Raw genomic sequence first — 24,045 nt, forward strand, 5'->3', positions numbered from 1 at the left:
TTATGCTCCGATTGTTTTACGCGAGAAAAGACGCCGCCAGGTCATCCGCACCCATTCACGGTGCAGGCTCAGCGAGCGCCCCATCACCACCACAACCAACAGCGCCCCTGACAGCGCGCTCGACACCTGGTTGGGGATGCCGACCATCTGTAAACCTTGTTGTAAATAGCCCACCAGCAGCGCCGCCAGCGCGGTGCCAATGATAGAGCCGGAACCGCCGTAGATATTGGCTCCCCCGAGCACCGCGGCGGTTAGCGCGGGCATCAGCAGGTCGCGGCCTAAATCCGAGCGCGCCGAGCCGAAGTAGGAAACCATTACCAGCGCGGCAATCGCCGAGGCCACGCCGACCAGGCCATACAGCACGTACGGCATGCCGTTTACGGACAACGCCGCATAGCGCGCGGCGCGCGGGTTTTGTCCGAGCAGAAACAGATGGCGGCCAAAGCGCCCGCGATGGGCCAGCAGCCAGAAGAAAAAAGTAATCACGGCGAACAGCACCAGCGGGATCGGCAGGCCGAACAGCGTCAGGTTGGCGAAGGCGGTAAAGCTATCCGGGAATCCGCCGATACCTTCGTAGCCGGTCGCCCCTGCCATGCCCGAAAGCAGCAGCGCACCGCCGCCGTAGAGGTACAGGGTGCCGAGGGTAATCACCAGCGGGCTGATGCCGGTATAGTGGATCAGCGCCGCGTTCAACAGCCCGCACAGCAGGCCAAGCAGCAGCGTCAGCGGAATTGCCAGACTCATCGGCCAGCCCGCCTGCATCATCACCCCCAGCGCGATAGCGCACAGGCCAATAGTCGAACCGAGCGAAATATCAATCCCGCCGCTGATAATCACCAGCGTCAGCGGCAGGGCCACGATACCAATGCAGATAAAATCGCTGGTGCTGAACAGCAGCATATTGAGATCCAGCATGCGCGGATTCAGCGCGCCGAACAGCAGGATCTCCAGCACCAGTAACGCCAGCAGCGCGCTTTCCCAGTTGAGCTTCATTTACGCTACCTCTTTGTTTTTGCGTTCGGGAAAGGGGGCCACGCGCTTGCCCCCTTTATTGCCGGGCTGAAAGCGGCTGTACTTCAGCGCCCGCTGATGGCGAGCCAGCGCCTGGCGCAGTCGTCCGTCAAGCACCAGCACGCCAAGCAGCACCAGACCAGCGATAAAGTCGTTCCACCACGCCGGGAGGCGGAACAGCACCAGCACGGTGTCGATTTGGGTGAGGAAGAACGCGCCGAGGAAAGCACCGAGCAGCGTACCGGTTCCGCCAAGCAGCGAGATACCGCCGAGCACACAGGCGGCGATGGCCTTCATCTCCAGGCCGCTGCCGGTCTGATTAGGCACAAAACCAATCTGTGCGGCGAAAACAATCCCGGCGCAGGCCGCCAGCATGCCGTTAAGGGTAAAAGCCAGCATCCGCGTACGGTTTACCGCCACCCCGAGCTGGCGGGCGGCGGCAAGGTTATCGCCGACGGCGTAAAAATCTCGGCCAAAGGCGGTACGTGAAAGTACCCAGCCGCCCACCAGCAGCAGCGCCAGCACCAGCCAGCCCAGCGGCGAGATGCCGATAAACGCCGGTTCCGATAGCGCCTTCAGGCTGTTTGGCAGGCCTTCAATCCACTTGCCGCCGGTCCACAGCAGCATCACCCCACGATAAAGCCCGAGGGTGCCGAGCGTAGCGACTATCGCCGGGATCCGCAGCCCCACCACCAGCAGGCCGTTAAACGCCCCGGCCAGCGCACCGATCGCCAGCGCAAAGGCGATGGCCGTCATCAGCCCATATCCACTGTTCAACGCCACGCCCACCGCGATAGCGCTCAGGCCGACGGTGGAACCAACGGAGACGTCTATATTGCGGGTCAGCATCACCAGCGTCGCCCCCAACGCCAACAGGCAGAGGATTTGCGAGCTGGCGAATATCATTGCCAGGGTTTGCAAGCTGAAATAAGCCGGGTTGAGCGCCACCAGCCCGGCAAACAGCACCACGATGGCGAGAAAGGCGCTCAGTTCGCGATTCTTGAGTAACGTTTTCATGGCTGTCCTCCGAAGGCCAGGGTCATCATCCGGTCGACGGTGACCGCCTGCTGCGAAAGCTCGCCGCTCTGTCTGCCCTGATGCATCACCAGCACCCGATCCGCCAGACCAACAAACTCATCAAGATCGCTGGAGATCATCAGCACCGCCACGTTCTGGGCGGCCACGCTTTTCAGCAGTTGATAGATGTCGGCGCGGGCGGAAACGTCCACCCCGCGCGTTGGCTCATCGACGATCAGCAGCAGAGGGTTAGCCTCCAGGCAGCGCGCCAGCAGCACCTTCTGTTGATTGCCGCCGGAGAGCGTACGCACCGGGCGATCGCCATCGGTCATTTTGATCCCCAGCGCCCGGTGATAGCGCTCGACCACCGCCGCTTCGCGCTTGTTCTGCTGCCACAGCGACGGTTGGTTAAACATTACCGTGTTCCAGCGCACTGGCGCGTCGAGAAACAGCCCTGAGACCTGACGGTCTTCCGGCAGATAAACCAGCCCGCTGGCCAGCCGGTTGCGGGTGCTGTCGCGGCTGATATCACGGTTTTCCAGCCATACCCGCCCGGCGCGTACCGGGCGCAGACCATACAGCGTTTCGGCAAATTCAGTGCGCCCGGATCCGACCAGCCCGGCGAGGCCGACGATCTCTCCGGCATGGATCTCAAGGCTGAGATCGATAAAACCTTCCCCGGTCAGATCCTCGACCCGCAGCACCGGGAAATCCTGCGCCTGAGTGCGGCGATTGCCCGGCAGCGCCAGCCACAACTTTTGCGTATCGCTTAGCGTATGGTCGCGCCCAACGGGCGTCATCGCGCCGATCAGCTGGTTGTCGCCGTATTGCGCGGTTTCCCCGCTCAGCACCACCGCACCGTCGCGCATGACCGATACGTGGCTGGCGACCTGGCGGATCTCGGGGAGTTTGTGCGAGATAAACACGACACCGACGTCGAGATCCTGCAAAGCGCGGATCTGGCGAAACAGGCGATCTGTCTCCCCCGGCGTTAATGAGGCGGTCGGTTCATCAAGGATCAGAATCTGCGCGTCGCGCATCAGCCCGCGCAGGATCTCCACCATCTGCTGATCGGCAACTTCCAGGGTGCTGGCCGCTGCATCAAGCTGAAGCTGGCAGTTGAGCTGCTGGAGCTTTTCCTGCAAGCGAGCCTCGTTATCAGCCCGCCTCGGCAGACGAAAAAGAATGTTTTCCCGCACCGTCAGGTTGGGAAAGAGCATCGGTTCCTGAGGTACCAGATACACGCCCTGCTGATGGGCCTGCGCAGGATTGAGGCGCGCAAAGGTGCGTCCGCCGAAGATCAGCCCACCGCTGTCGGGCGTTTCCACCCCGGCGATAATCTTCATCAGCGTCGATTTCCCCGCCCCGTTACCGCCCATTAGCGCGTGTACCTGGCCGGAAAGCAGCGCGAAATCAATATGCTTCAGCACGGTCACGCCGGAGAACTGTTTGCAGATTTGGCGAGCTTCAAGCAGTGGCTTCATTATCACGCCCCGATTTGAACAAAAGATTTTTTCATTTAATAATGTTCAAAAGCGTAGACGGTGAACTATATTTACAACCGTGCAAAGATCACAGTTTTATGCTTTAGATCGTTTGGATAAAACCAGAGAACAACGAAAGATCGGTTTTGCCAGTCGGCTCACATTTTCCGACCGCGCAATAACGAACATATGATCTAAATTTTTATAAGAGTTCACTTTATGAGCGAAAAACGCATTACGGAAGAGAGCCGCTACGCCGGGCTGGCGTTAGCCGAGGAAGAGCTGGTGGCGCGGGTGGCCTGGTGTTACTACCACGATGGCTTAACCCAGAACGACATCGGCGAGCGTTTAGGACTGCCGCGGTTAAAGATCTCCCGCCTGCTGGAGAAAGGCCGCCAGTCCGGGGTGATCCGGGTACAAATTAACTCGCGCTATGAAGGCTGTCTGGCGCTGGAGACCGAACTCCAGCAGCGCTTCGGCCTGAAAATCGCCCGCGTACTGCCCGCGCTGAATACCCCGCCGATGAACACCCGGCTGGGAATTGGCGCGGCACAATCGTTAATGGGCGTGCTCGAGCCGGGGCAGTTGCTGGCAGTGGGCTTTGGCGAAGCAACGATGAGCTGCCTGCAGCATCTGAGCGGATTTATCGGCTCGCAGCAGGTACGGCTGGTGACGCTTTCCGGCGGCGTCGGCCCCTATATGACCGGCATCGGCCAGCTGGATGCGGCCTGTAGCATCAGCATGATCCCCGCGCCGCTCAGGGTGTCATCGGCCGATGTGGCGGAGATCCTGCGCCGGGAATCCAGCGTCCGCGACGTGATCCTCGCGGCCACGGCGGCAGATGTGGCGGTGGTCGGCATTGGCGCGATCGATCAGCGCCGCGACGCGACTATCCTGCGTTCCGGCTATATCAGTGAAGGCGAACAGCTGATGTACGCCCGTAAAGGCGCAGTGGGCGATATTTTAGGTTATTTCCTGCAGGCCGACGGCAAACCGGTCGAAGGGCTGGAGATCCATCGGGAACTGCTCGGCGTCACCCTCGATGAACTGGCGCAGTTGCCGACTATCGTCGGCGTTGCCGGGGGTGCAGAAAAAGCGCAGGCGATTTACGCGGCCCTGATCGGCAAGCGGATTAATGGCCTGGTAACGGAAGAGACAACAGCACGCGCGGTGCTCACGCTGGCCTCATAATGGCCCTGCGCCGCGCAACAATAGCGAGGCGCATGTCATGAGTTACCTTTTAGCGTTAGATGCCGGAACCGGCAGCATTCGGGCAGTGATTTTCGATCTCAATGGACGCCAGATTGCGGTCGGCCAGGCCGAATGGAAACATCTGAGCGTGGACAACGTTCCCGGCTCGATGGAGTTTGACCTTGGCACCAACTGGCAGCTGGCCTGCCTGTGCATCCGCCAGGCGCTGGCCGCCGCTCATCTCTCCCCGGCGGATATTCAGTCCGTCGCCTGCTGTTCAATGCGCGAAGGTATCGTGCTTTATGACCGTAACGGCGAGGCCATCTGGGCCTGCGCCAACGTTGACGCTCGCGCCAGCCGTGAAGTGGCGGAGCTTAAAGAGATCCACGATTATCGCTTTGAATCTGAGGTGTACGGCGTTTCCGGGCAGACTCTGGCGCTGAGCGCCATGCCGCGCCTGCTGTGGCTGGCCCACCATCGCCCGGATATCTACCGCAAAGCGGCAACCATCACCATGATCAGCGACTGGCTGGCGGCGAAGCTCTCCGGTGAGCTGGCGGTCGATCCTTCAAACGCCGGGACCACCGGTATGCTCGACCTGTTCAGCCGCGACTGGCGTCCGGCGCTGCTGGATATGGCCGGGCTGCGGGCCGATATTCTCTCGCCGGTGAAAGAGACCGGTACCGTGCTCGGCGCGGTCACCGACACGGCGGCCCAACAAAGCGGTTTGCGTGCCGGAACGCCAGTAGTCATGGGTGGCGGCGATGTCCAGCTCGGCTGCCTCGGGCTGGGGGTAGTGCGCGCCGGGCAAACTGCGGTGCTCGGCGGAACCTTCTGGCAGCAAGTGGTCAATCTGCCGGAAGTGCGCACCGACCCGGAGATGAATATCCGCGTTAACCCGCACGTGATCCCCGGTATGGCGCAGGCGGAATCCATCAGCTTCTTTACCGGACTGACCATGCGCTGGTTCCGCGATGCCTTCTGTGCGGAAGAGAAACTGGTTGCCGAACGGCTCGGCGTCGATGCCTATTCGCTGCTGGAAGAGATGGCCAGTCGGGTTCCAGCGGGCTCCCACGGAGTGATGCCCATTTTCTCCGACGCTATGCATTTTAAGCAGTGGTACCACGCCGCGCCGTCGTTTATTAACCTCTCCATCGACCCGGAAAAATGCAATAAAGCCACGCTATTCCGGGCGCTGGAAGAGAACGCGGCGATTGTTTCCGCCTGCAATCTGGCGCAGATTTCGCAGTTTTCCGGCGTGAAGTTTGACAGCCTGGTGTTCGCTGGCGGCGGTTCAAAAGGGGCGCTGTGGAGCCAGATTCTTAGCGACGTGACCGGGCTGCCGGTGCGGGTGCCCGAGGTTCGTGAAGCGACCGCGCTAGGCTGCGCGATTGCCGCCGGGGCCGGTGCGGGGTTGTACAGCGATATGGCGGCAACAGGCGAGAAGCTGGTGAGCTGGCATCGGGTATTCACGCCAAACCCGGCGCATCGCGAGCTGTATCAGGAGATGATGGCCAAATGGCAGTCGGTTTACGCCGAGCAGCTCGGTCTGGTGGACAGCGGATTGACGACATCGATGTGGCAGGCGCCGGGGCTGGCGCGCCGTGCGCCTGTTGCCCCCTCACCCTAACCCTCTCCCCGCAGGAGAGGCACAACTCCGTCCTTCTCCCTCTCCCAGCCGGGAGAGGGTCGGGGTGAGGGCAGTCTTCCTGCGCCGTTCTTTGAATCCCATCACAATCGCTGCACTCCCCTTTTCCCTTTTTGCCCGCGACGGCTAAATTAGTAACTCATCCGACCACATAACAATAATTTTACATTGGAAGCTATTATGAGCCGCTACCCGTCGCTTTTCTCCCCGCTTGAGCTGGGGTTCACAACGCTCAAAAACCGCGTGTTGATGGGCTCGATGCATACTGGCCTGGAGGAACTCCCGGACGGCGCACAGCGGCTGGCGGCCTTTTACGCCGAGCGCGCTCGCCACGGGGTAGCGCTGATTGTCACCGGCGGCATTGCCCCTGCGCCTTCCGGCGTCACCATGGCGGGCGGCGCGGTGCTTAACGACGCCAGCCATCTGGCCCACCATCGCCATATTACCGACGCGGTACACCTGGAAGGCGGAAAAATCGCCCTGCAGATCCTGCATACCGGGCGCTATAGCTACCAGCCTAAACTGGTCGCCCCTTCCGCGCTTCAGGCACCAATCAACCCCTTCACGCCGCATGAACTGAGTCATGATGAGATCTTACAGCTGATCGATGATTTCGCCCGCTGCGCCCAACTGGCGCGGGAAGCCGGGTACGATGGCGTCGAGGTGATGGGCTCTGAGGGTTATCTGATTAACGAGTTTCTCGCCACGCGCACCAACCTGCGCGACGATCAATGGGGCGGCGATTATGCCCAACGTATGCGTTTTGCTATTGAGGTCGTCAAAGCCGTTCGCGAACGTGCGGGCAGCGATTTTATTATCATCTACCGCCTGTCGATGCTCGACCTGGTGAGCGGTGGCAGCACCCTGGCAGAAGTCACTGAGCTGGCAAAAGCCATTGAGGCCGCCGGGGCGACCATTATCAATACCGGCATCGGCTGGCACGAAGCGCGTATTCCCACCATCGCCACCCCGGTGCCGCGCGGCGCGTTTAGCTGGGTCACCCACAAGCTGAAGGGCGCGGTGTCGATCCCGCTGGTCACCACCAACCGGATTAACGATCCCGAAGTGGCGGAGGCGATCCTTGCCCGTAAAGATGCCGACATGGTGTCGATGGCCCGCCCTTTCCTCGCCGATAGCGAATTTCTTTCTAAAGCACAGAGCGGGCGCGCGGATGAGATCAATACCTGCATCGGCTGTAATCAGGCCTGCCTGGATCAGATCTTCGCCGGAAAAGTCACCTCGTGTCTGGTCAACCCGCGCGCCTGCCATGAAACCCAAATGCCGATAGTGCCCGCAACAGCGCAGAAGCGGCTGGCGGTAGTCGGTGCTGGCCCTGCCGGACTGGCGTTTGCCGTTAACGCCGCCTCACGCGGTCATCAGGTGACGCTTTTTGACAGACACAAAGAGATTGGCGGCCAGTTTAATATCGCCAAACAGATCCCCGGCAAAGAGGAGTTCTACGAAACTCTGCGCTATTACCGGCGAATGCTGGATCTGACCGGCGTCGTTTTGCGGCTTGAAACCCTGGTGACGGCAGACGATCTGCGGGCATTTGATGAAATTATCCTCGCCACCGGGATCGCCCCACGGATGCCGGATATCGCGGGCATCGATCATCCCAAGGTGCTGAGCTATCTCGACGTTCTGCGCGATAAAGCGCTGGTCGGCGAGAAAGTGGCAATTATCGGCTGCGGCGGAATCGGTTTTGATACCGCCATGTATCTCAGCCAGTCCGGCGTCGCCACCAGCCAGAATATCGGCGAATTTTGCGCAGAATGGGGAATTGATACCACTCTGCAGGCCGCCGGAGGGCTTCGCGCGGAGGGAATGCAATTGGCGAAAAGCCCGCGTAAGATAGTGATGCTCCAGCGTAAAACCAGCAAGCCCGGCGACGGTTTAGGGAAAACGACCGGCTGGATCCACCGCACCACCCTGCTGGCCCGCGGCGTCAAAATGATCCCCGGCGTCAGCTATCAACGGATTGATGATCAAGGCTTACATGTGACGATCGGTGGTGAATTGCAGATACTTAACGTCGATCAGGTTATCATCTGCGCCGGACAAGATCCTCGACGAGAACTGGCCGACCCGCTGCAGGGTGCGGGAAAAACGGTACACCTGATCGGCGGCTGCGACGTGGCGATGGAGCTGGATGCCCGGCGGGCGATCTCCCAGGGCACAAAGCTGGCTCTGGAGATTTAGGGGGCATCCATGGGATGGCGCTACAACTGCGGGAGACAGTAACCCGGCAAAGGCGTCAGCCGCAGCCGGGGAAGCAATAAGACTCAGCGCTGTTTACGCACCTTTGTCGCTTTCAACACCACAAATTTATTATTGGTGGCGATAGTCGTGCAATTGCCGAACGCACGTTTCAGCTTGCGGAAATAATCGAGGTGGCGGTTGCCGACCACGTACAGCTCGCCGCCGTACTTCAGGCTGCGGCGGGCATCGTTAAACATCTGCCAGGCAATATGATCGGTGATCGCGTGCTGCTGATGGAACGGTGGGTTGCAGAGAATGGCATCAAAGCGGTCCGGCTCAATGTCAGTCAGGGCGTTATTGACCACAAACTCGCAGCGCTCAATATCGTCCGGCATGTTGGTTTCGACGTTTAGCTGGCTGGAAGCCACCGCCATATATGACTCATCGGTAAACATCACCCGGGCATTAGGGTTTAAGGCCAGCGCCTGAAGACCAATCACGCCGTTGCCGCAGCCGAGGTCGGCAATTTCACCTTCGATGCCTTCCGGCAAATACTCGAGGAAGAAGCGCGCGCCCACATCGAGACCGCTGCGGGCAAACACGTTGGCGTGGTTATGGATAGTCCATGGAGTACCGTCCAGTTGCCAGCTGTAGGTCTGCGGTGCATCAGCGACTTCAGGCGCAGTAAAGGTACAGAAAATCAACCGCGCCTTTTTCCATGCCAGCGATGTCGTGGTGGTACCGAGGATCTTTTCGAACAGCGCCAGGGTGGAGTTATGCACATCGCGCGCTTTTGCTGCGGCGATGATGCGGGTTTCCGGTGTCACCACATCACGCAGCGCACGCAGCTGCTGCTCTAACAGCGCCAGCTGTTTCGGCACCTTAATTAATACCAGTGCCGGTGCTGCGGGTAGCTCGCTCAGGGAATCCTGAAAGCGCACGCTCTCTTCATCAATGCCGTTCATCCGCAGGTTGTAGCGGGTTGCCAGCTCAGACACGTAGGAGTCGTTGATGCTCACCGGGTTGCGTTCCGCCAGCGCACAGCCCAACGCGCCGAAGCTATCATTGAAAATGAGCGTCAGGCCGTCGACGTCATTCACCTGTTGCAGCAGATACTCATCCGCCGCTTCCCATGCCTGAAGCGCTTCCTCTTCAGCATTTGGTGGGAACCGCTCTAATGTGAATAACTCACCGTTTAACTCTACCTGGCTCATCGCCTCTGTGCCTCCGGAATACTAAAACCCGCGAGTTTATACGCAAACTTCGCCCAGTTGAATAGAGATACGCCGATTATCTCCTCCTCACGGGCGATTGCGTATTACGCCGGGAGGTCATCCTGCGACAGGCGAGACAAGCGCTTATCATTCAGACTGTATTTGCCCATGATAACGATCAGCAGCGCGACCAGAACACCGGGGAAAACGGTGAACAGCAGCTTGATCATCTCCAGCGCGGACTCGGTTTGCTGTGCCGCGCCGCCAACGTAGTCACCCCATGCCAGCATATAGCCCACCAGCGCGCCGCCGATGGCGATACCCAGCTTAATAGCAAAAAGATTAGTTGAAAAAACGATCCCGCTGAGCTTTTTACCGCTGCGTTTTTCTTCCGCATCAATAATATCGGACAGCATGCTCCACTGTAGCGGCGTGGCGGCAAGCTGAATAATGTTGATGATAATCACCAGCGCAAAGATAGCGGCCACGTTACCCGCTGGGACAAAGTACATCCCAATCAGCAGCACCGCCTCCAGGGCCATCGAGATTTTAAATCCTTTGACCTTATCAATATTTTTAAAGATAAACGGTGAGAGCATCGCTCCCAGCACGCCGGACGCGAGGGTGGTGGTTAACAGCAGGCTGCCTAAATCCGCTCGCCCCATAATATTGTTGACGTAGTACAGCGTCGTTCCGCCTTTGAACAGCACCGCAATCAGGTTGACGACGTTGAGCGCGAACAGAATGCGCCAGTCTTTATTGGCGAGCAGCGTTTTCAGGTCATCAAGAATGCTGCTTTGGTTATTGACCGCAATATCCGTGGTGTAGCGCTCTTTGGTCAGGCCAAAGCAGATAAAGAACAGAATGATGCTCAGGCATCCCATCACAATCATGGTGTAAAAATAGCCGTTCTGCACGTTCCCCTGGCCAAGAAAAGCCACCAGCGGCAGCGCAGTAAGGGAAACAATCAGGCCGCCAAGGGTACTGAGCGCAAAGCGCCAGGACTGGAGCGAAACGCGTTCTCTGGAATCGTTAGAGATATTATTGATCATCGCGCAATACGGTACGTTAATGGCCGTATAGACTAAAGATAATAAGGTATAAGAAACATAAGCATAAATAAGTTTACCAGTATAGCCAAAATCCGGCGTATAAAACGTTAAGCAGCAAAGTACGCCAAATGGAATAGCGAACCACAAAATATAGGGTCGGAACTGACCATATTTAGTTCGGGTTCTGTCCGCCACTGCGCCCATTAATACATCGGTTACCGCATCTAATACTCTGACGGCGAGAAACATGGTCCCCATATGGGCTGGGCTTAAACCGAATACGTCGGTATAAAACCAGGCCATAAACAGCATTACCGTCTGCCAGACTAAATTACAGCCGGTATCGCCTAACCCATAACTAAATTTTTCTTTGATACTTATACGGGCAGTATTCATCGCGTCTCCACAAAAAAGAATTATAGCAACCGTAATTTATACTCTAAATAATTCGAGTTGCAGGAAGGCGGCAACGCAGAGAATCCCCAGGAGCTTACTAAAGTAAGTGACTGGGGTGAGCGAGGAAAGCCAACGCACATGCAACTTGAAGTATGACGGGTATATACGTTATTGCGAAGGGCCTGCTGATTATGTATAAATCATCCTGTGAAATATAAGAAGAGTGTACTCGATGAGTGATGAATCTCCCGTTTTCGAAAAGATCCCCGTGGGCACCGGCGAGCTGTTTACGCTGCGTGTAGACAACATAAATGATTTCAATGGGATAAACGTAGTCCCCCATTATCATATGATGGATGAGCTGATGTGGTTCCGGGAATCAGGGGGAAGTTATTCGATCGGTGATGAAAAATTCACCATTAAAAACAATACTCTGGTATTTGTTCCCGCCTTACTGATTCACGAAATGACGCTACCGCCCGCCGCCAGCCACAAGCGCTATCTGATGCAATTTGAGAAAGAGTGGCTGGAGGGGTACGACCTGTCATTGCCCGCCGCCCACTGCGGCGCGGTGGTGTATCTTTCCGGTGAAGAGGCCGAACGCCTGGAGCTACTGCTAGGCTGGTGCGGAGAGTTCAGCGACTTCTCCGATTCGCTATTCCGATCGCTTATGCAAAGCGTACTGCTCCACGCGTTTAATAGCCTGAAAGACTCGGTCCAGATTACCGAACGCACCAGCCATCGCTACCTCAGCGAGCTTATCGAACTACTGCAGTCCATCGATGCCTGCGAGAATTTTGAAATGACCACCGAAGAGGCCGCCCGCCGCTGCCAGTGGTCGAAATCCTGGTTTTCAAAAACCTTTAAATCGGCCTTTGGAATCAGCTTCAAAAAGTTCATGCTGCTGCGCAAACTCAATATTGCCATCAATCTCCTGACCAATACCGACCTGAAGATCAGCGACATCTCACAAAGCGCTGGTTTCACCGACAGCGCCTACTTTTGCCTAAAGTTCAAAGAGATGATGAACGATACTCCGCTGGCCTTTCGCCACAAGGTCAGAAGCACCGCTGCGGTAGGGAGCCGCGCAGATAAATAAATCGCTTTTTGTGAGCGAGATCACTGGGTGAGTGGACGTTTATTATATAAATAAAACCAGTCTATATATCCCCCGACAGACCGACTACTTACAATCATCGTTATATTTTTTGCATCAAGGGTAAATACGATGATTCAGAATCCTGTTTTTAAAGGTTTTAATCCTGACCCCAGTATATGTCGACGCGGTGATGATTATTACGTGGCGGTATCATCATTTGAGTGGTTTCCCGGCTTACCGGTTTATCACACCAGGGATCTTAAACATTGGCAATTACTCACTCACGTTCTTACCGACGATAACAACCCAGATTTAAAAAAACTGCCTTCAGCCAAAGGAATTTGGGCACCAAGTCTGACCTGGTGCGAAGAAGAACAACTGTTTTACGTTATTTATGGTGTGATGAACTCCATGAGTTCACGCTATTTTGACGTAGATAATTATCTTATTACCGCCAGTGAAATAACCGGCCCGTGGAGCGAGCCAATATATCTCCACTCCGCCGGGTTCGATGCCTCAATCCTTCACGACAACGACGGTAAAAAATGGATCGTCTCTCTGGAGTGGGAAACCCGTGAAGGCTACGAAAAACCGGGGGCCATTTGCCTGGTGGAGTACTCGCCACAAACACAAAGTATCATCGGCTACCCGCAGCGAATCTGGCATGGCGGTACCAACCGCGGCTGTATTGAAGCACCACATCTGACCCGGCGCGGCGACTATTACTACCTGATGGTTGCCGAAGGCGGTACCGGATACGGGCATGCGGTCACCATGGCCCGCGCAACGGAAGTCACCGGCCCCTATGAAGGCGATCCGATGAACCCAATCGTCACCTCCTGGCCGCAGAACTTTAACGAGCGTAAAGACGCAGGGCATCTGAAGCCGCACTACTTCAATCCGGAAACCTATCTGCAAAAGGCCGGGCACGGCAGCTATGTCGAAACCCCCACGGGCGAAGTCTGGTTAACCCATCTGTGCAGTCGCCCGTTCCGCCAGGAATTACGCTGCCCGCTAGGTCGGGAAACGGCGATTCAAAAGATGGAATGGACCGACGAAGGCTGGCTGCGAATGGCATCCGGGGGGAATCTCGCCCAGCACCAGGTGGAAGAATCCAGGCTGCCTGCGCACCCATTTCCGACCAAAGCGGATATTGATGATTTTGATGGGCAAACGCTGGATAACGCGTTTTATGCCCCGAGGATTCGCTTCCAGCGTTTTACCAGCCTGAGGCGTAAAGCGGGCTACCTTGCCGTGCGCGGGCAGGAGTCGCTGAGCTCGCTGAATAAGGTCAGCCTGCTGGCGAAAAAACTCACCTCGGTATACGCAAACATCACCACGAAAATGGATTTCAGCCCCGAGATTTATCAGCACAGCGCGGGTCTGGTGCTCTATTACGACAACATGAACTATCTGTTCCTGCATAAAACCTGGGATCAAGCCTCTGGCTCTGCGCAACTGGCCATTATTTATATGGATAACGGCGAACGTCATGACGACCCGCAGAAAATTCTCCTCGCGGAAGGAGAAATCTATCTGGCGATGGCCATTAACGGCCGGGAGATCCAGTGCTCATGGTCTGTCGATGGCGAAAAATATCAAAAAATCGGCGCGATCTACGACACATCGCGTTTTTCCGATGAATATAGCCGCTACGGCGAGTTTACCGGCGCATTTGTCGGCCTGGCCTGTGTGGATAGCATGCTGCATCGCAAAGAGGCGCTGTTTGATTTCTTCGGCTATCGGGCGGTTGAAGACGCGATCATCGAGTAACGCAGCCTTTCTGGCATCCTGCCCGCGCGGGGTGCTAGAATTCGCGCCAGTTGTCGCTTAATTACGCAAACAGGCCCCATGAGCACATTAACCTATCTCCAGGGTTACCCTGAATCCCTGCTGGCGCAGGTCACCACCTTAATCGAACAGAATCGCCTCGGCGAGGTGCTGAAAAAGCGCTATCCGCAGGGCCATGAGATCAACAACGATAAAGCGCTGTACCAATACACCCAGGATCTGAAGTCTCGCTATCTGCGCGGTGCGGCGCCCATCAATAAGGTGATGTACGACAACAAAATCCACGTACTGAACAACGCGCTCGGCCTGCATACCGCTATCTCACGCGTACAGGGCGGCAAGCTAAAGGCGAAAGCCGAAATTCGCGTCGCCACCGTTTTTCGCGATGCGCCGGAGGATTTTCTGCGGATGATCGTGGTACACGAACTGGCGCACCTGAAGGAAAAAGACCACAACAAAGCGTTCTATCAGCTGTGCTGTCATATGGAGCCGCAGTACCATCAGCTGGAGTTTGATACCCGCCTGTGGCTGACGCAGCTTTCGTTAGAGCGTTCTGCGCCTTAGCGCACTGGTTTTGTCATGATGGCGTGTTAGAGTGACGAAAGGTCCCTTTTTACGGAGTTCGTCAACGTTTATGATACGTTTCGCAGTTGTTGGCACAAACTGGATAACCAAGCAGTTTGTCGATGCCGCCCATGAAACCGGCAAATATAAGCTTACCGCCATCTACTCCCGTAGCCTTGAACAAGCCCAGGCCTTCGCCAGCGATTATCCCGTCGAACACCTCTTCACTTCACTGGAAGAACTGGCGCAATGCGCTGATGTTGACGCGGTTTACATCGCCAGCCCTAACTCGCTGCATTTTCCGCAAACCCGCCTGTTTCTGAGCCATAAAAAGCATGTGATTTGCGAAAAACCGCTGGCCTCGAATCTGCAAGAAGTGGAAGCAGCTATTAAGGTCGCGCGGGAAAATAACGTGGTGCTGTTCGAAGCGTTCAAAACCGCCAGCCTGCCAAACTTCCTGCTGCTGAAGCAGTCGTTCGACAAGATCGGCAAGCTGCGCAAAGCCTTTATTAACTACTGCCAGTACTCCTCCCGCTATCAGCGTTATCTCGACGGCGAGAACCCCAATACCTTTAACCCGGCCTTCTCTAACGGCTCGATTATGGATATCGGCTTTTACTGTCTGGCTTCAGCGGTCGCGCTGTGGGGCGAACCGCGCTCGGTGCACGCCAGCGCCAGCCTGCTGGAGAGCGGCGTCGATGGCCAGGGCACGGTAGTTTTAAGCTACGGTGACTTTGATGTCACTCTGCATCACTCCAAAGTGAGCGATTCCGCAATCCCGAGCGAAATTCAGGGTGAAGCAGGCGCGCTGGTTATCGAGAAAATTTCGGAATGCCAGAAAGTCTGTTTTATACCGCGCGGCGGCAAGCCCCAGGATCTCACTCAGCCACAGCACATCAATACTATGCTGTATGAAGCGGAAGAGTTCGCTCGCCTGGTGGAAGCCAACGAGGTCGCTCATCCGGGTCTGGAAGTGAGCCGCATCACAGCGAAGCTGCTGAGCGAGATTCGTCGCCAGACCGGCGTGGTCTTCCCGGTGGATACCCAACCTGTGGCGTAAAGGAGTGTAAATGGTACGTCGGACTCCATTGACGCCATTTATAACTTGTAATATTTTGTTACGCGCAAAGGGGAGTAACTTCCTTGCCGGCCGATCGTCATTACGATGCGTGAAAAACCGCATCCGGTCGCCGGGCAACAAGATTCGATTCTTGTTGTAAGTGAGACCTTGCCGGAAGGCGAGGTCTATGCATAAAAGCGCAGCGGCTGCCGTCTTCCGACGTCAGCCGTTTTGTTTTTATGTAAGGAATATCGTAATGAATACTGTCGGCACACCGTTGTTATGGGGCGGATTCTCAGTGGTCGTGGTCATCATGTTGGCTATCGACTTATTGCTGCAAGGACGGCGTGGTGCACATAGCATGACCATGAAGCAAGCCGCTGGCTGGTCAATCCTCTGGGTTACCCTCTCACTTCTGTTTAACGCCGCTTTCTGGTGGTATCTGGTGCAGACCGAAGGTCGCGCCGTGGCCGACCCGCAAGCGCTGGCGTTCCTCACCGGTTATCTGATCGAAAAAGCGCTGGCCGTGGATAACGTTTTCGTCTGGCTGATGCTGTTTAGCTACTTCGCCGTTCCGCCTGCGCTTCAGCGTCGGGTGCTGGTTTATGGCGTACTTGGCGCGATCGTGCTGCGTACGATCATGATCTTTGCCGGTAGCTGGCTGATCTCCCAGTTCGAGTGGCTGTTGTACGTCTTCGGCGCATTCCTGCTGTTTACCGGGGTGAAAATGGCGCTGGCGAAAGAGGATGATTCAGGTATCGGCGATAAGCCGCTGGTGCGCTGGATACGCAGTCATCTGCGCATGACCGATAAGATTGACGGCGAACATTTCTTTCTCCGCAAAAACGGCGTGCTATACGCTACGCCGCTGCTACTGGTGCTGATTCTGGTCGAGCTGAGCGACGTTATCTTTGCCGTTGACAGTATTCCGGCCATCTTCGCCGTCACCACCGATCCGTTTATCGTGCTGACTTCAAACCTGTTCGCGATTCTCGGCCTGCGTGCGATGTACTTCCTGTTGGCAGGCGTCGCTGAGCGCTTCTCGATGCTGAAATATGGCCTGTCGGTGATCCTGGTGTTTATCGGTATCAAGATGCTGATTGTCGATTTCTTCCATATTCCAATCGGCATTTCGCTTGGCGTGGTTGGCAGCATTCTGGTATTGACGCTAATCATCAATGCCTGGGTCAATAAGCAGCACGACAAGAAAAAACAGCTGCAATAAAGGCGCAAATGACCGGGTGAATCCTATTCGCCCGGTCTGCAATGTTCACCATGTAATATTCTTACTCATGTCACAAAATCGTTAATATGTAGTTAAAAAATGAATTATCAGAGCCAGAGACAGAATTTTACCCTTCCCCAATAGCGTTCTTTCCGTATACTCAACCAGGCAAACATTTATTTACATCCGGATATAAACGTTACAAATAATACGTAGCCGGGACGGACAGCGACAGCACAGGAAGGAATGAAACATGGCAACTCAATCACCCCCATCAACCCTGCTACGGCGACTGGCTCAGGGCAGTCTGGTCAAACAAATTTTAATCGGTCTGGTACTCGGCGTACTGCTGGCGACGGTTTCAAAACCTGCCGCAGAAGCAGTCGGGCTGCTGGGCACGCTGTTCGTCGGCGCGCTAAAAGCCGTCGCGCCGGTGCTGGTACTGATGCTGGTGATGGCCTCCATCGCCAACCATCAACAGGGGCAAAAAACCAGCATCCGCCCGATTCTGTTCCTCTACCTGCTGGGAACCTTTGCCGCTGCGTTAACCGCGGTGCTGTTTAGCTTTGTCTTTCCTTCAACGCTGCATCTGAACGCAGCGGCAGACAGTATTACCCCGCCGTCAGGTATTGTTGAAGTTCTGCGCGGGCTGCTGATGAGCATGGTCTCCAACCCCATTAATGCGCTGTTGAACGCCAACTATATCGGAATTCTGGTATGGGCTGTCGGTCTGGGATTTGCGCTGCGCCACGGTAACGAGACCACCAAAAATCTGATTAACGACATGTCCCACGCGGTAACTTTTATCGTGAAGGTAGTGATTCGTTTCGCACCGCTGGGTATCTTCGGTCTGGTGGCCTCAACGCTGGCGACCACCGGTTTTGAAACCCTGTGGGGCTACGCTCAACTGCTGCTGGTACTGGTAGGCTGTATGCTGCTGGTGGCGCTGGTGATTAACCCGCTTCTGGTGTTCTGGAAAATTCGCCGTAACCCGTATCCGCTGGTTCTGCTCTGCCTGCGCGAGAGCGGCGTTTACGCCTTCTTCACCCGTAGCTCCGCCGCCAATATTCCGGTGAATATGGCGCTGAGTGAAAAGCTGAATCTGGACCGCGATACCTACTCGGTTTCTATTCCACTGGGCGCGACCATCAATATGGCCGGGGCGGCGATTACCATCACCGTATTGACTCTCGCCGCTGTACATACTTTAGGAGTGCCGGTCGATTTGCCGACCGCACTGCTGCTTAGCGTTGTGGCCTCTCTGTGTGCCTGTGGTGCTTCCGGCGTGGCGGGAGGTTCGCTGTTGCTGATCCCGCTGGCCTGTAATATGTTCGGCATTCCGAACGATGTTGCCATGCAGGTCGTCGCCGTCGGCTTTATCATCGGCGTGTTGCAGGACTCTTGCGAAACTGCGCTGAACTCATCTACCGACGTTCTGTTTACCGCCGCTGCCTGTATCGCCGAAGACGAGCAGATAGCAAAGAACGCTCTGCGTAGTTAATCCCCTTCCCCTCCGCTAACGCGCGGAGGGGCTCTCTTCCTGCACCGCTTTTTCGACTTTAAACGGGTCAATACCGCGTTTTTGCATCCGACGGAAACGAATGATGTTCAGACCGTTCATCACCAGAAAGCTGCCTTCAATCATCGTGCCGCCAATCGAGCCCAGCCAGAAGTTATGGATAACCCAACAGGCGGTCGCGCACCACATTACGCAGCGAACGGTTAAGCCCGAGCACCGAAAGAGCGCCCAGGTACTGGCCAGGGTGCCAACAATCGGTAGTAGCTCCATCGCGTGTTGCAGTTTCGCCAGGCCCAGAACCAGCGTAAGCACAATAAATACCGTCATCACCCACAGCTTGCGGGTGCGCATTGAGATAAGGGTGCGCACGGTATTGAGCTCGGCGCTCATTCCCGCCGGCCAGGCGCCCATCAAAAAGAAATGTACGCCAATGGTGGCGCTGTAGACGGCAAGCTGCAGCTTAAAGCGGCGCTCATCCCGGTTGAAAAAGGTCGTAATACCGATCAGAAAGGCGATGACACCAACGCCCTGGGCAAGCCAATACGCGGTCATGGGAGATCCTTATATACCCGTCATACTTCAAGTTGCATATGCGTTAGCCGCGTTCCTGCAACTCAAATTATTTAGGGTATAAAACAAAACGCGCATCATAATATGAAACGCCTCCTTTTCATTACTCTAAAGATTTCGCACCACAGCAAGGCGGCAAGTTTAGACATCCCCGGGAGCTTACTGAAGTAAGTGACCGGGGTGGATAAACGTAGCCAACACAGCGGTGGTGCGAAAGATGACGAGTAATTAGAGGGTGACTCCGCTTTTGAAAATAGCCAGTTCCCGGAAATCATTACGTTCGTTGCAGGTCTGCTTACCATTAGCAAAGGCCACAATGGTGTCAACGAACTCTTCCAGCAGCTGCGGCATCGCTTTACCGTGAATCAACTGTCCCGCGTCGAAGTCGATCCAGTGTTTTTTCTTCGCCGCCAGTTCGCTGTTGGTGGAGATTTTCACCGTCGGAACGAAACCGCCGTATGGCGTGCCGCGACCGGTGCTGAATAGCACCATATGGCAGCCCGCACCGGCCAGCGCGCTGGTCGCTACCGCATCGTTGCCTGGTGCACTCAGCAGGTTGAGTCCGTGAACTTTCAGCCGCTCGCCATAGCGCAGCACGTCAACCACCTGGCTGGAACCCGCTTTCTGCGTGCAGCCTAGCGATTTATCTTCCAGGGTGGTGATACCGCCCGCTTTGTTACCCGGTGATGGGTTCTCGTAAATTGGCTGGTCGTGGGCGATAAAGTACTGTTTGAAGTCATTGACCATCGTCACCAGCTTGCCGAAGGTCTCTTCGTCACGGCAGTGGCTCATCAGCAGCTGCTCGGCACCGAACATTTCCGGAACTTCGGTCAGCACGGTGGTACCGCCATTAGCAATCAGGTAATCCGAGAAACGGCCCAGCATTGGGTTCGCGGTAATGCCGGACAGACCATCGGAACCGCCGCACTCAAGGCCGAACTTCAACTCGCTCAGCTTGCCCGGTTCGCGTTTGTCACTACGCATCACGTTGTAGAGCTGATGGAGATGCTCGATCCCCACTTCCACTTCATCATCCTGGTGCTGACAGATCATAAAGTGAACGCGTTCAGGATCGAATTCACCTAAGGTTTCGCGGAACGCATCAACCTGGTTGTTTTCGCAACCCAGACCAACTACCAGCACCGCGCCCGCATTTGGGTGACGCACCATATTTTGCAGCATGGTCCGGGTGTTAATATGATCGTCGCCGAGCTGCGAACAGCCGTAGGTGTGGCTGAAGAGATGAACGCCGTCGATCCCTTCGGCGTCGTTGGTTTCTTTCAGGAAGCGGTTCTGCATCTGACGGGCCATGGCGTTGACGCAGCCAACGGTCGGCAGGATCCACAGCTCGTTACGCACGCCAACATCGCCGTTGGCCCGACGATAAATCTGGATATCGCGATCCGCAGGCTGCGCGACGGGCTCGATAAGTTCCGGTTGATAGCTATACGCGTCTAGGTCGCTTAAGTTAGTGCGCGTATTGTGGGAGTGGATATGTTCCCCCGGCGCAATATCCGCCAGCGCATGTCCTATCGGCAGACCGTACTTAACGACGTTGTCTCCCTTCGCAATGCTACGCAGCGTAAACTTATGCCCGCGCGCAACATCCTGAGCCAACGTGACCGTATCGCCGTCAATGGTGACCACCGTGCCTGCCGCCATATCCGCCAACGCTACCGCGACGTTATCTTGCGAATGGATTTTAATGTATTGCATATCAACCGACCTCTGGTCTTAGTTCAGTTCAATGGCGAAGTAGTCACGCGCATTGTTAAAGCAAATGTTTTTCACCATCTCACCCAGCAGCTGAATATCCGCCGGGGCTTCACCAGCCTCAACCCAACGGCCTATCATCTGGCAAAGGATGCGACGGAAGTATTCATGACGGGTGTAGGAGAGGAAGCTGCGGCTATCGGTCAGCATACCGACAAAGCGGCTCAGCAGGCCGAGCTGCGCCAGCTGGGTCATCTGACGTTCCATGCCGTCTTTCTGATCGTTGAACCACCAACCGGAACCGAACTGCATCTTGCCTGGCATACCTTCGCCCTGGAAGTTGCCTGTCATGGTGCCTAGCACTTCGTTGTCGCGCGGGTTCAGGCAGTACAGGATGGTTTTCGGCAGCAGGTTTTCTTCGTTCTGCTTGCTGAGCAGTTTGGACAGCTCTTCCGCCATCGGGCGGTCGTTGATGGAGTCGAAACCAACGTCTGGCCCTAACAGTTTGAACTGACGCAGGTTGTTGTTACGCAGTGCGCCAATGTGATACTGCTGCACCCAGCCGCGACGAGCGTATTCCGCGCCGAGGAACACCAGAACCGCGGTTTTGAACTGCGCAACTTCATGCTCGCTAAGGGATTCACCCGCCAGACGACGTGCCAGGATAGTATCCAGTTCGCTTTCGCTAGCTTCGGCAAACAGCACCACATCCAGCGCATGGTCAGAAACCTTACAACCGTGGGCGGCGAAGTGATCCAGACGTTTCGTCAGCGCGGACTGCAGGTCAGCAAAGCGACGAATGTCGGTGTCAGACACTTCTCCCAACTTCGCCATGTAGTCGTTAAAGGTCGCCTGTTCGATGTTGAACGCTTTGTCCGGGCGCCAGCTCGGCAGCACTTTCACGGAGAAAGTGCTGTCTTTAGCGACAGAGGCATGATGCTCCAGCGAATCAACCGGGTCGTCGGTGGTGCCGACCATCTTCACGTTCATCTGCTGCATGATGCCGCGAGCAGAGAAGCTGTCCTGGGCCAGCAGATCGTTACACTCATTCCAGATCTCATCCGCCGTTGCCGGAGAGAGCACCTTACCTGTAATACCAAAAGGACGACGCAGTTCAAGATGCGTCCAGTGGTATAACGGGTTGCCAATAGTATGCGGTACAGTGGCCGCCCAGGCGTCAAATTTCTCACGATCGGAAGCATCACCGGTGCACAGACGTTCGGCTACGCCGTTGGTGCGCATCGCGCGCCATTTGTAGTGATCACCTTTCAGCCAGATGTCATACAGATTTTTGAAGCGGTAATTTTCGGCAATTTGCTGCGGCGGCAGGTGGCAGTGATAGTCGAAAATCGGCTGGTCTTTAGCATAATCGTGGTACAGGCGGCGAGCAAACTCGGTGTCAAGCAGGAAATCTTCGGTCATAAACGGTGTCATTTTCGTGTCCTCTTCGCCCCCTGTGGGAGCCCATCAGATGATTGACTATAATGCTGACAAAGTTATCACACCAATTTCCACAGGCCGAAGTATTTTTCGTGAGTTAGATCAATAAACGTCGACAAAAAAATTACCATCAAAGGAGTAAAAAGCCCGCCAGAGCGCGCCAGCTCTGGCCTTTATCTCAGGAATGAATGCCCACACAAACTTTCCCACTTTTGTGATGTCACTCACCTTTTGAAGTTGTATGACAAGTTATCTTGCTGCCGTCGAAACATATAAACCGACGGAATGCATTACCAACGAATTATTACGTTGGATTTACCGGTATGGATGCCGAATTAGACACAACAGTTGATGGCAAGGTTCGGGCCATATGAGGTTTCCTCTCCTGAGCCCTCCGTTTCTCCTTCTTCGCCTCAGTTACAGGGCTGGAAGATAGCCGCACCCGCTGCGGATATATAACAAACGATGAGGTTTACATGCGTAAAATTAAAGGGTTACGTTGGTACATGATCGCACTGGTGACGTTAGGCACCGTGCTGGGGTACCTGACGCGTAACACTGTGGCGGCAGCTGCGCCAACTCTGATGGAAGAGTTACACATCTCCACCCAACAGTATTCCTATATCATCGCGGCCTATTCTGCTGCTTATACCGTCATGCAGCCGGTTGCCGGCTACGTGCTGGACGTTTTGGGTACCAAAATCGGCTATGCCTTCTTTGCTGTTGCCTGGGCAGTCTTCTGCGGCTCCACGGCGCTGGCGGGAAGCTGGGGCGGCCTGGCGTTGGCGCGTGGCGCAGTAGGTGCCGCTGAAGCCGCGATGATCCCCGCAGGTCTGAAGGCCAGCTCTGAGTGGTTCCCGGCAAAAGAGCGTTCAATCGCCGTCGGCTACTTCAACGTTGGCTCTTCTATCGGTGCAATGATCGCGCCGCCGCTGGTGGTATGGGCTATCGTAATGCACAGCTGGCAGATGGCGTTTATTATCTCCGGCGTCCTGAGCTTTGCCTGGGCAATGGCCTGGCTGGTTTTCTACAAACACCCGCGTGATCAGAAAAAATTAACCGAAGAAGAACGCGAATATATTATTGGTGGCCAGGAGTCTCAGCATCAGACCAATAACGGCAAGAAAATGTCCCCGTGGCAGATTCTGCGCAACCGTCAGTTCTGGGGTATCGCCCTGCCGCGCTTCCTTGCAGAACCTGCATGGGGGACCTTCAACGCGTGGATCCCGCTGTTCATGTTTAAAGTTTACGGCTTTAACCTGAAAGAGATCGCCATGTTTGCGTGGATGCCGATGCTGTTTGCCGACCTCGGGTGCATCATTGGGGGTTACCTGCCGCCGCTGTTCCAGCGCTGGTTTGGCGTTAACCTGATCGTTTCGCGTAAAATGGTGGTCACCATGGGTGCGCTGCTGATGATTGGCCCAGGGATGATCGGTCTGTTCACCAGCCCATTCGTGGCTATCGCGCTGCTGTGCGTCGGTGGCTTTGCTCACCAGGCGCTGTCCGGTGCGCTGATCACGCTCTCTTCCGACGTATTTGGTCGTAACGAAGTGGCAACGGCGAATGGGATGACCGGGATGGCCGCATGGCTGGCAAGTACTATGTTTGCCCTGGTCGTCGGTGCACTGGCTGATACTATCGGCTTTAGCCCGCTGTTCGCCGTACTGGCAGTATTCGATGTGCTGGGCGCGATAGTTATCTGGACGGTCCTGAAAAATAAATCAGCCGATGACGATCCCACGCCGTTAAACACCAGTAAACCGGCAACGCAAAGCTAGAGTCTGCCTGGTTAATTAGGACATGAAAGCCGCCGGTATAAAGGCGGCTTTTTCGTCTCTTCTGGTGGTGA

Annotated in this window: 18 protein-coding genes; 10 read left to right on the top strand and 8 right to left on the bottom strand. The window is 55.8% G+C overall.

The window, feature by feature from the left end; all coding sequences use genetic code 11:
- Genes lsrD through lsrA form a run of 3 tightly spaced genes read right to left on the bottom strand, consistent with a single transcriptional unit; the run spans window position 1 to window position 3,512 of the window.
- Window positions 1–993, bottom strand: coding sequence for an autoinducer 2 ABC transporter permease LsrD (gene lsrD / locus QVF11_RS10200; RefSeq protein ID WP_142514339.1), 993 nt, complete (start codon window positions 991–993; stop codon window positions 1–3).
- Entirely contained in the window at window positions 994–2,028 is a 1,035-nt protein-coding gene (gene lsrC / locus QVF11_RS10205; protein WP_112213644.1) for an autoinducer 2 ABC transporter permease LsrC, read from the bottom strand.
- Window positions 2,025–3,512, bottom strand: a complete 1,488-nt coding sequence (gene lsrA / locus QVF11_RS10210) for an autoinducer 2 ABC transporter ATP-binding protein LsrA (protein WP_287856726.1) — start codon at window positions 3,510–3,512, stop codon at window positions 2,025–2,027. Before lsrA ends, lsrC begins: the two co-directional genes overlap by 4 nt.
- 219 nt (window positions 3,513–3,731) lie before the next feature.
- Here lsrA and lsrR point away from each other — a divergent pair, with 219 nt between their 5' ends.
- The 3 genes from lsrR (at window position 3,732) to QVF11_RS10225 (ending at window position 8,553) form a co-directional block, all read left to right on the top strand.
- A complete protein-coding gene (gene lsrR, locus QVF11_RS10215; protein ID WP_112213642.1) occupies window positions 3,732–4,703 on the top strand; it encodes a transcriptional regulator LsrR in 972 nt (323 codons plus the stop codon).
- Window positions 4,704–4,740: 37 nt separating this feature from the next.
- Entirely contained in the window at window positions 4,741–6,333 is a 1,593-nt protein-coding gene (lsrK, locus tag QVF11_RS10220; protein WP_287856728.1) for an autoinducer-2 kinase, read from the top strand.
- Between the two features lie 198 nt (window positions 6,334–6,531).
- Window positions 6,532–8,553 carry an NADPH-dependent 2,4-dienoyl-CoA reductase gene (locus QVF11_RS10225; protein ID WP_287856730.1) on the top strand — a complete coding sequence of 674 codons (2,022 nt, stop codon included), beginning with the start codon at window positions 6,532–6,534 and terminating at the stop codon, window positions 8,551–8,553.
- Between the two features lie 83 nt (window positions 8,554–8,636).
- On the opposite strand, the gene rlmG is transcribed toward QVF11_RS10225, so the two are convergent.
- Window positions 8,637–9,767 (bottom strand): 23S rRNA (guanine(1835)-N(2))-methyltransferase RlmG, encoded by a 1,131-nt coding sequence (rlmG, locus tag QVF11_RS10230; RefSeq protein ID WP_112213639.1) that lies wholly within the window; start codon window positions 9,765–9,767, stop codon window positions 8,637–8,639.
- A gap of 104 nt (window positions 9,768–9,871) precedes the next feature.
- Window positions 9,872–11,215 (bottom strand): glycoside-pentoside-hexuronide (GPH):cation symporter, encoded by a 1,344-nt coding sequence (locus QVF11_RS10235; protein ID WP_112213638.1) that lies wholly within the window; start codon window positions 11,213–11,215, stop codon window positions 9,872–9,874.
- A gap of 232 nt (window positions 11,216–11,447) precedes the next feature.
- Here QVF11_RS10235 and QVF11_RS10240 point away from each other — a divergent pair, with 232 nt between their 5' ends.
- The 6 genes from QVF11_RS10240 (at window position 11,448) to sstT (ending at window position 18,455) form a co-directional block, all read left to right on the top strand.
- Complete coding sequence (locus tag QVF11_RS10240) at window positions 11,448–12,314, top strand: helix-turn-helix domain-containing protein (protein WP_287856732.1); 867 nt, start codon at window positions 11,448–11,450, stop codon at window positions 12,312–12,314.
- 129 nt (window positions 12,315–12,443) lie between these two features.
- Window positions 12,444–14,087 carry a glycoside hydrolase family 43 protein gene (locus tag QVF11_RS10245; RefSeq protein ID WP_287856734.1) on the top strand — a complete coding sequence of 548 codons (1,644 nt, stop codon included), beginning with the start codon at window positions 12,444–12,446 and terminating at the stop codon, window positions 14,085–14,087.
- A gap of 78 nt (window positions 14,088–14,165) precedes the next feature.
- Window positions 14,166–14,669, top strand: coding sequence for a M48 metallopeptidase family protein (locus QVF11_RS10250; RefSeq protein WP_287856736.1), 504 nt, complete (start codon window positions 14,166–14,168; stop codon window positions 14,667–14,669).
- Between the two features lie 70 nt (window positions 14,670–14,739).
- A complete protein-coding gene (locus QVF11_RS10255) occupies window positions 14,740–15,729 on the top strand; it encodes a Gfo/Idh/MocA family protein (protein WP_287856738.1) in 990 nt (329 codons plus the stop codon).
- Window positions 15,730–15,985: 256 nt separating this feature from the next.
- Entirely contained in the window at window positions 15,986–16,954 is a 969-nt protein-coding gene (locus QVF11_RS10260; protein ID WP_287856740.1) for a TerC family protein, read from the top strand.
- A gap of 253 nt (window positions 16,955–17,207) precedes the next feature.
- Window positions 17,208–18,455, top strand: a complete 1,248-nt coding sequence (gene sstT / locus QVF11_RS10265) for a serine/threonine transporter SstT (protein ID WP_287856742.1) — start codon at window positions 17,208–17,210, stop codon at window positions 18,453–18,455.
- A gap of 15 nt (window positions 18,456–18,470) precedes the next feature.
- Here the strand turns inward: sstT and QVF11_RS10270 are convergent, their stop codons facing one another.
- The 3 genes from QVF11_RS10270 to uxaC form a co-directional block, all read right to left on the bottom strand.
- On the bottom strand, window positions 18,471–19,025 hold the full coding sequence (locus QVF11_RS10270; protein WP_287856744.1) for a YgjV family protein: 555 nt from the start codon (window positions 19,023–19,025) through the stop codon (window positions 18,471–18,473).
- Window positions 19,026–19,271: 246 nt separating this feature from the next.
- Window positions 19,272–20,759, bottom strand: coding sequence for a UxaA family hydrolase (locus tag QVF11_RS10275; RefSeq protein WP_287856746.1), 1,488 nt, complete (start codon window positions 20,757–20,759; stop codon window positions 19,272–19,274).
- An 18-nt stretch (window positions 20,760–20,777) separates the two neighbouring features.
- A complete protein-coding gene (uxaC, locus tag QVF11_RS10280) occupies window positions 20,778–22,190 on the bottom strand; it encodes a glucuronate isomerase (RefSeq protein WP_112213628.1) in 1,413 nt (470 codons plus the stop codon).
- A 482-nt stretch (window positions 22,191–22,672) separates the two neighbouring features.
- Between uxaC and QVF11_RS10285 the strand changes: the two genes are divergently transcribed.
- Entirely contained in the window at window positions 22,673–23,974 is a 1,302-nt protein-coding gene (locus QVF11_RS10285; RefSeq protein WP_142515450.1) for an MFS transporter, read from the top strand.
- Window positions 23,975–24,045 lie beyond the last annotated feature (71 nt).

Origin of the sequence: Klebsiella sp., from assembly GCF_027492335.1 — a bacterium.
In the GTDB taxonomy this organism is placed as follows: Bacteria; Pseudomonadota; Gammaproteobacteria; order Enterobacterales; family Enterobacteriaceae; genus Klebsiella; species Klebsiella huaxiensis.

Coding starts and splice junctions, on each gene's coding strand:
- QVF11_RS10260 (WP_287856740.1), top strand. CDS start 15,986: ATGAATACTGTCGGCACACCGTTGTTATGGGGCGGATTCTCAGTGGTC.
- QVF11_RS10225 (WP_287856730.1), top strand. CDS start 6,532: ATGAGCCGCTACCCGTCGCTTTTCTCCCCGCTTGAGCTGGGGTTCACA.
- rlmG (WP_112213639.1), bottom strand. CDS start 9,767: ATGAGCCAGGTAGAGTTAAACGGTGAGTTATTCACATTAGAGCGGTTC.
- sstT (WP_287856742.1), top strand. CDS start 17,208: ATGGCAACTCAATCACCCCCATCAACCCTGCTACGGCGACTGGCTCAG.
- lsrK (WP_287856728.1), top strand. CDS start 4,741: ATGAGTTACCTTTTAGCGTTAGATGCCGGAACCGGCAGCATTCGGGCA.
- lsrD (WP_142514339.1), bottom strand. CDS start 993: ATGAAGCTCAACTGGGAAAGCGCGCTGCTGGCGTTACTGGTGCTGGAG.
- QVF11_RS10235 (WP_112213638.1), bottom strand. CDS start 11,215: ATGAATACTGCCCGTATAAGTATCAAAGAAAAATTTAGTTATGGGTTA.
- QVF11_RS10285 (WP_142515450.1), top strand. CDS start 22,673: ATGCGTAAAATTAAAGGGTTACGTTGGTACATGATCGCACTGGTGACG.
- QVF11_RS10270 (WP_287856744.1), bottom strand. CDS start 19,025: ATGACCGCGTATTGGCTTGCCCAGGGCGTTGGTGTCATCGCCTTTCTG.
- QVF11_RS10275 (WP_287856746.1), bottom strand. CDS start 20,759: ATGCAATACATTAAAATCCATTCGCAAGATAACGTCGCGGTAGCGTTG.
- QVF11_RS10250 (WP_287856736.1), top strand. CDS start 14,166: ATGAGCACATTAACCTATCTCCAGGGTTACCCTGAATCCCTGCTGGCG.
- QVF11_RS10240 (WP_287856732.1), top strand. CDS start 11,448: ATGAGTGATGAATCTCCCGTTTTCGAAAAGATCCCCGTGGGCACCGGC.
- lsrA (WP_287856726.1), bottom strand. CDS start 3,512: ATGAAGCCACTGCTTGAAGCTCGCCAAATCTGCAAACAGTTCTCCGGC.
- lsrR (WP_112213642.1), top strand. CDS start 3,732: ATGAGCGAAAAACGCATTACGGAAGAGAGCCGCTACGCCGGGCTGGCG.
- QVF11_RS10245 (WP_287856734.1), top strand. CDS start 12,444: ATGATTCAGAATCCTGTTTTTAAAGGTTTTAATCCTGACCCCAGTATA.
- lsrC (WP_112213644.1), bottom strand. CDS start 2,028: ATGAAAACGTTACTCAAGAATCGCGAACTGAGCGCCTTTCTCGCCATC.
- uxaC (WP_112213628.1), bottom strand. CDS start 22,190: ATGACACCGTTTATGACCGAAGATTTCCTGCTTGACACCGAGTTTGCT.
- QVF11_RS10255 (WP_287856738.1), top strand. CDS start 14,740: ATGATACGTTTCGCAGTTGTTGGCACAAACTGGATAACCAAGCAGTTT.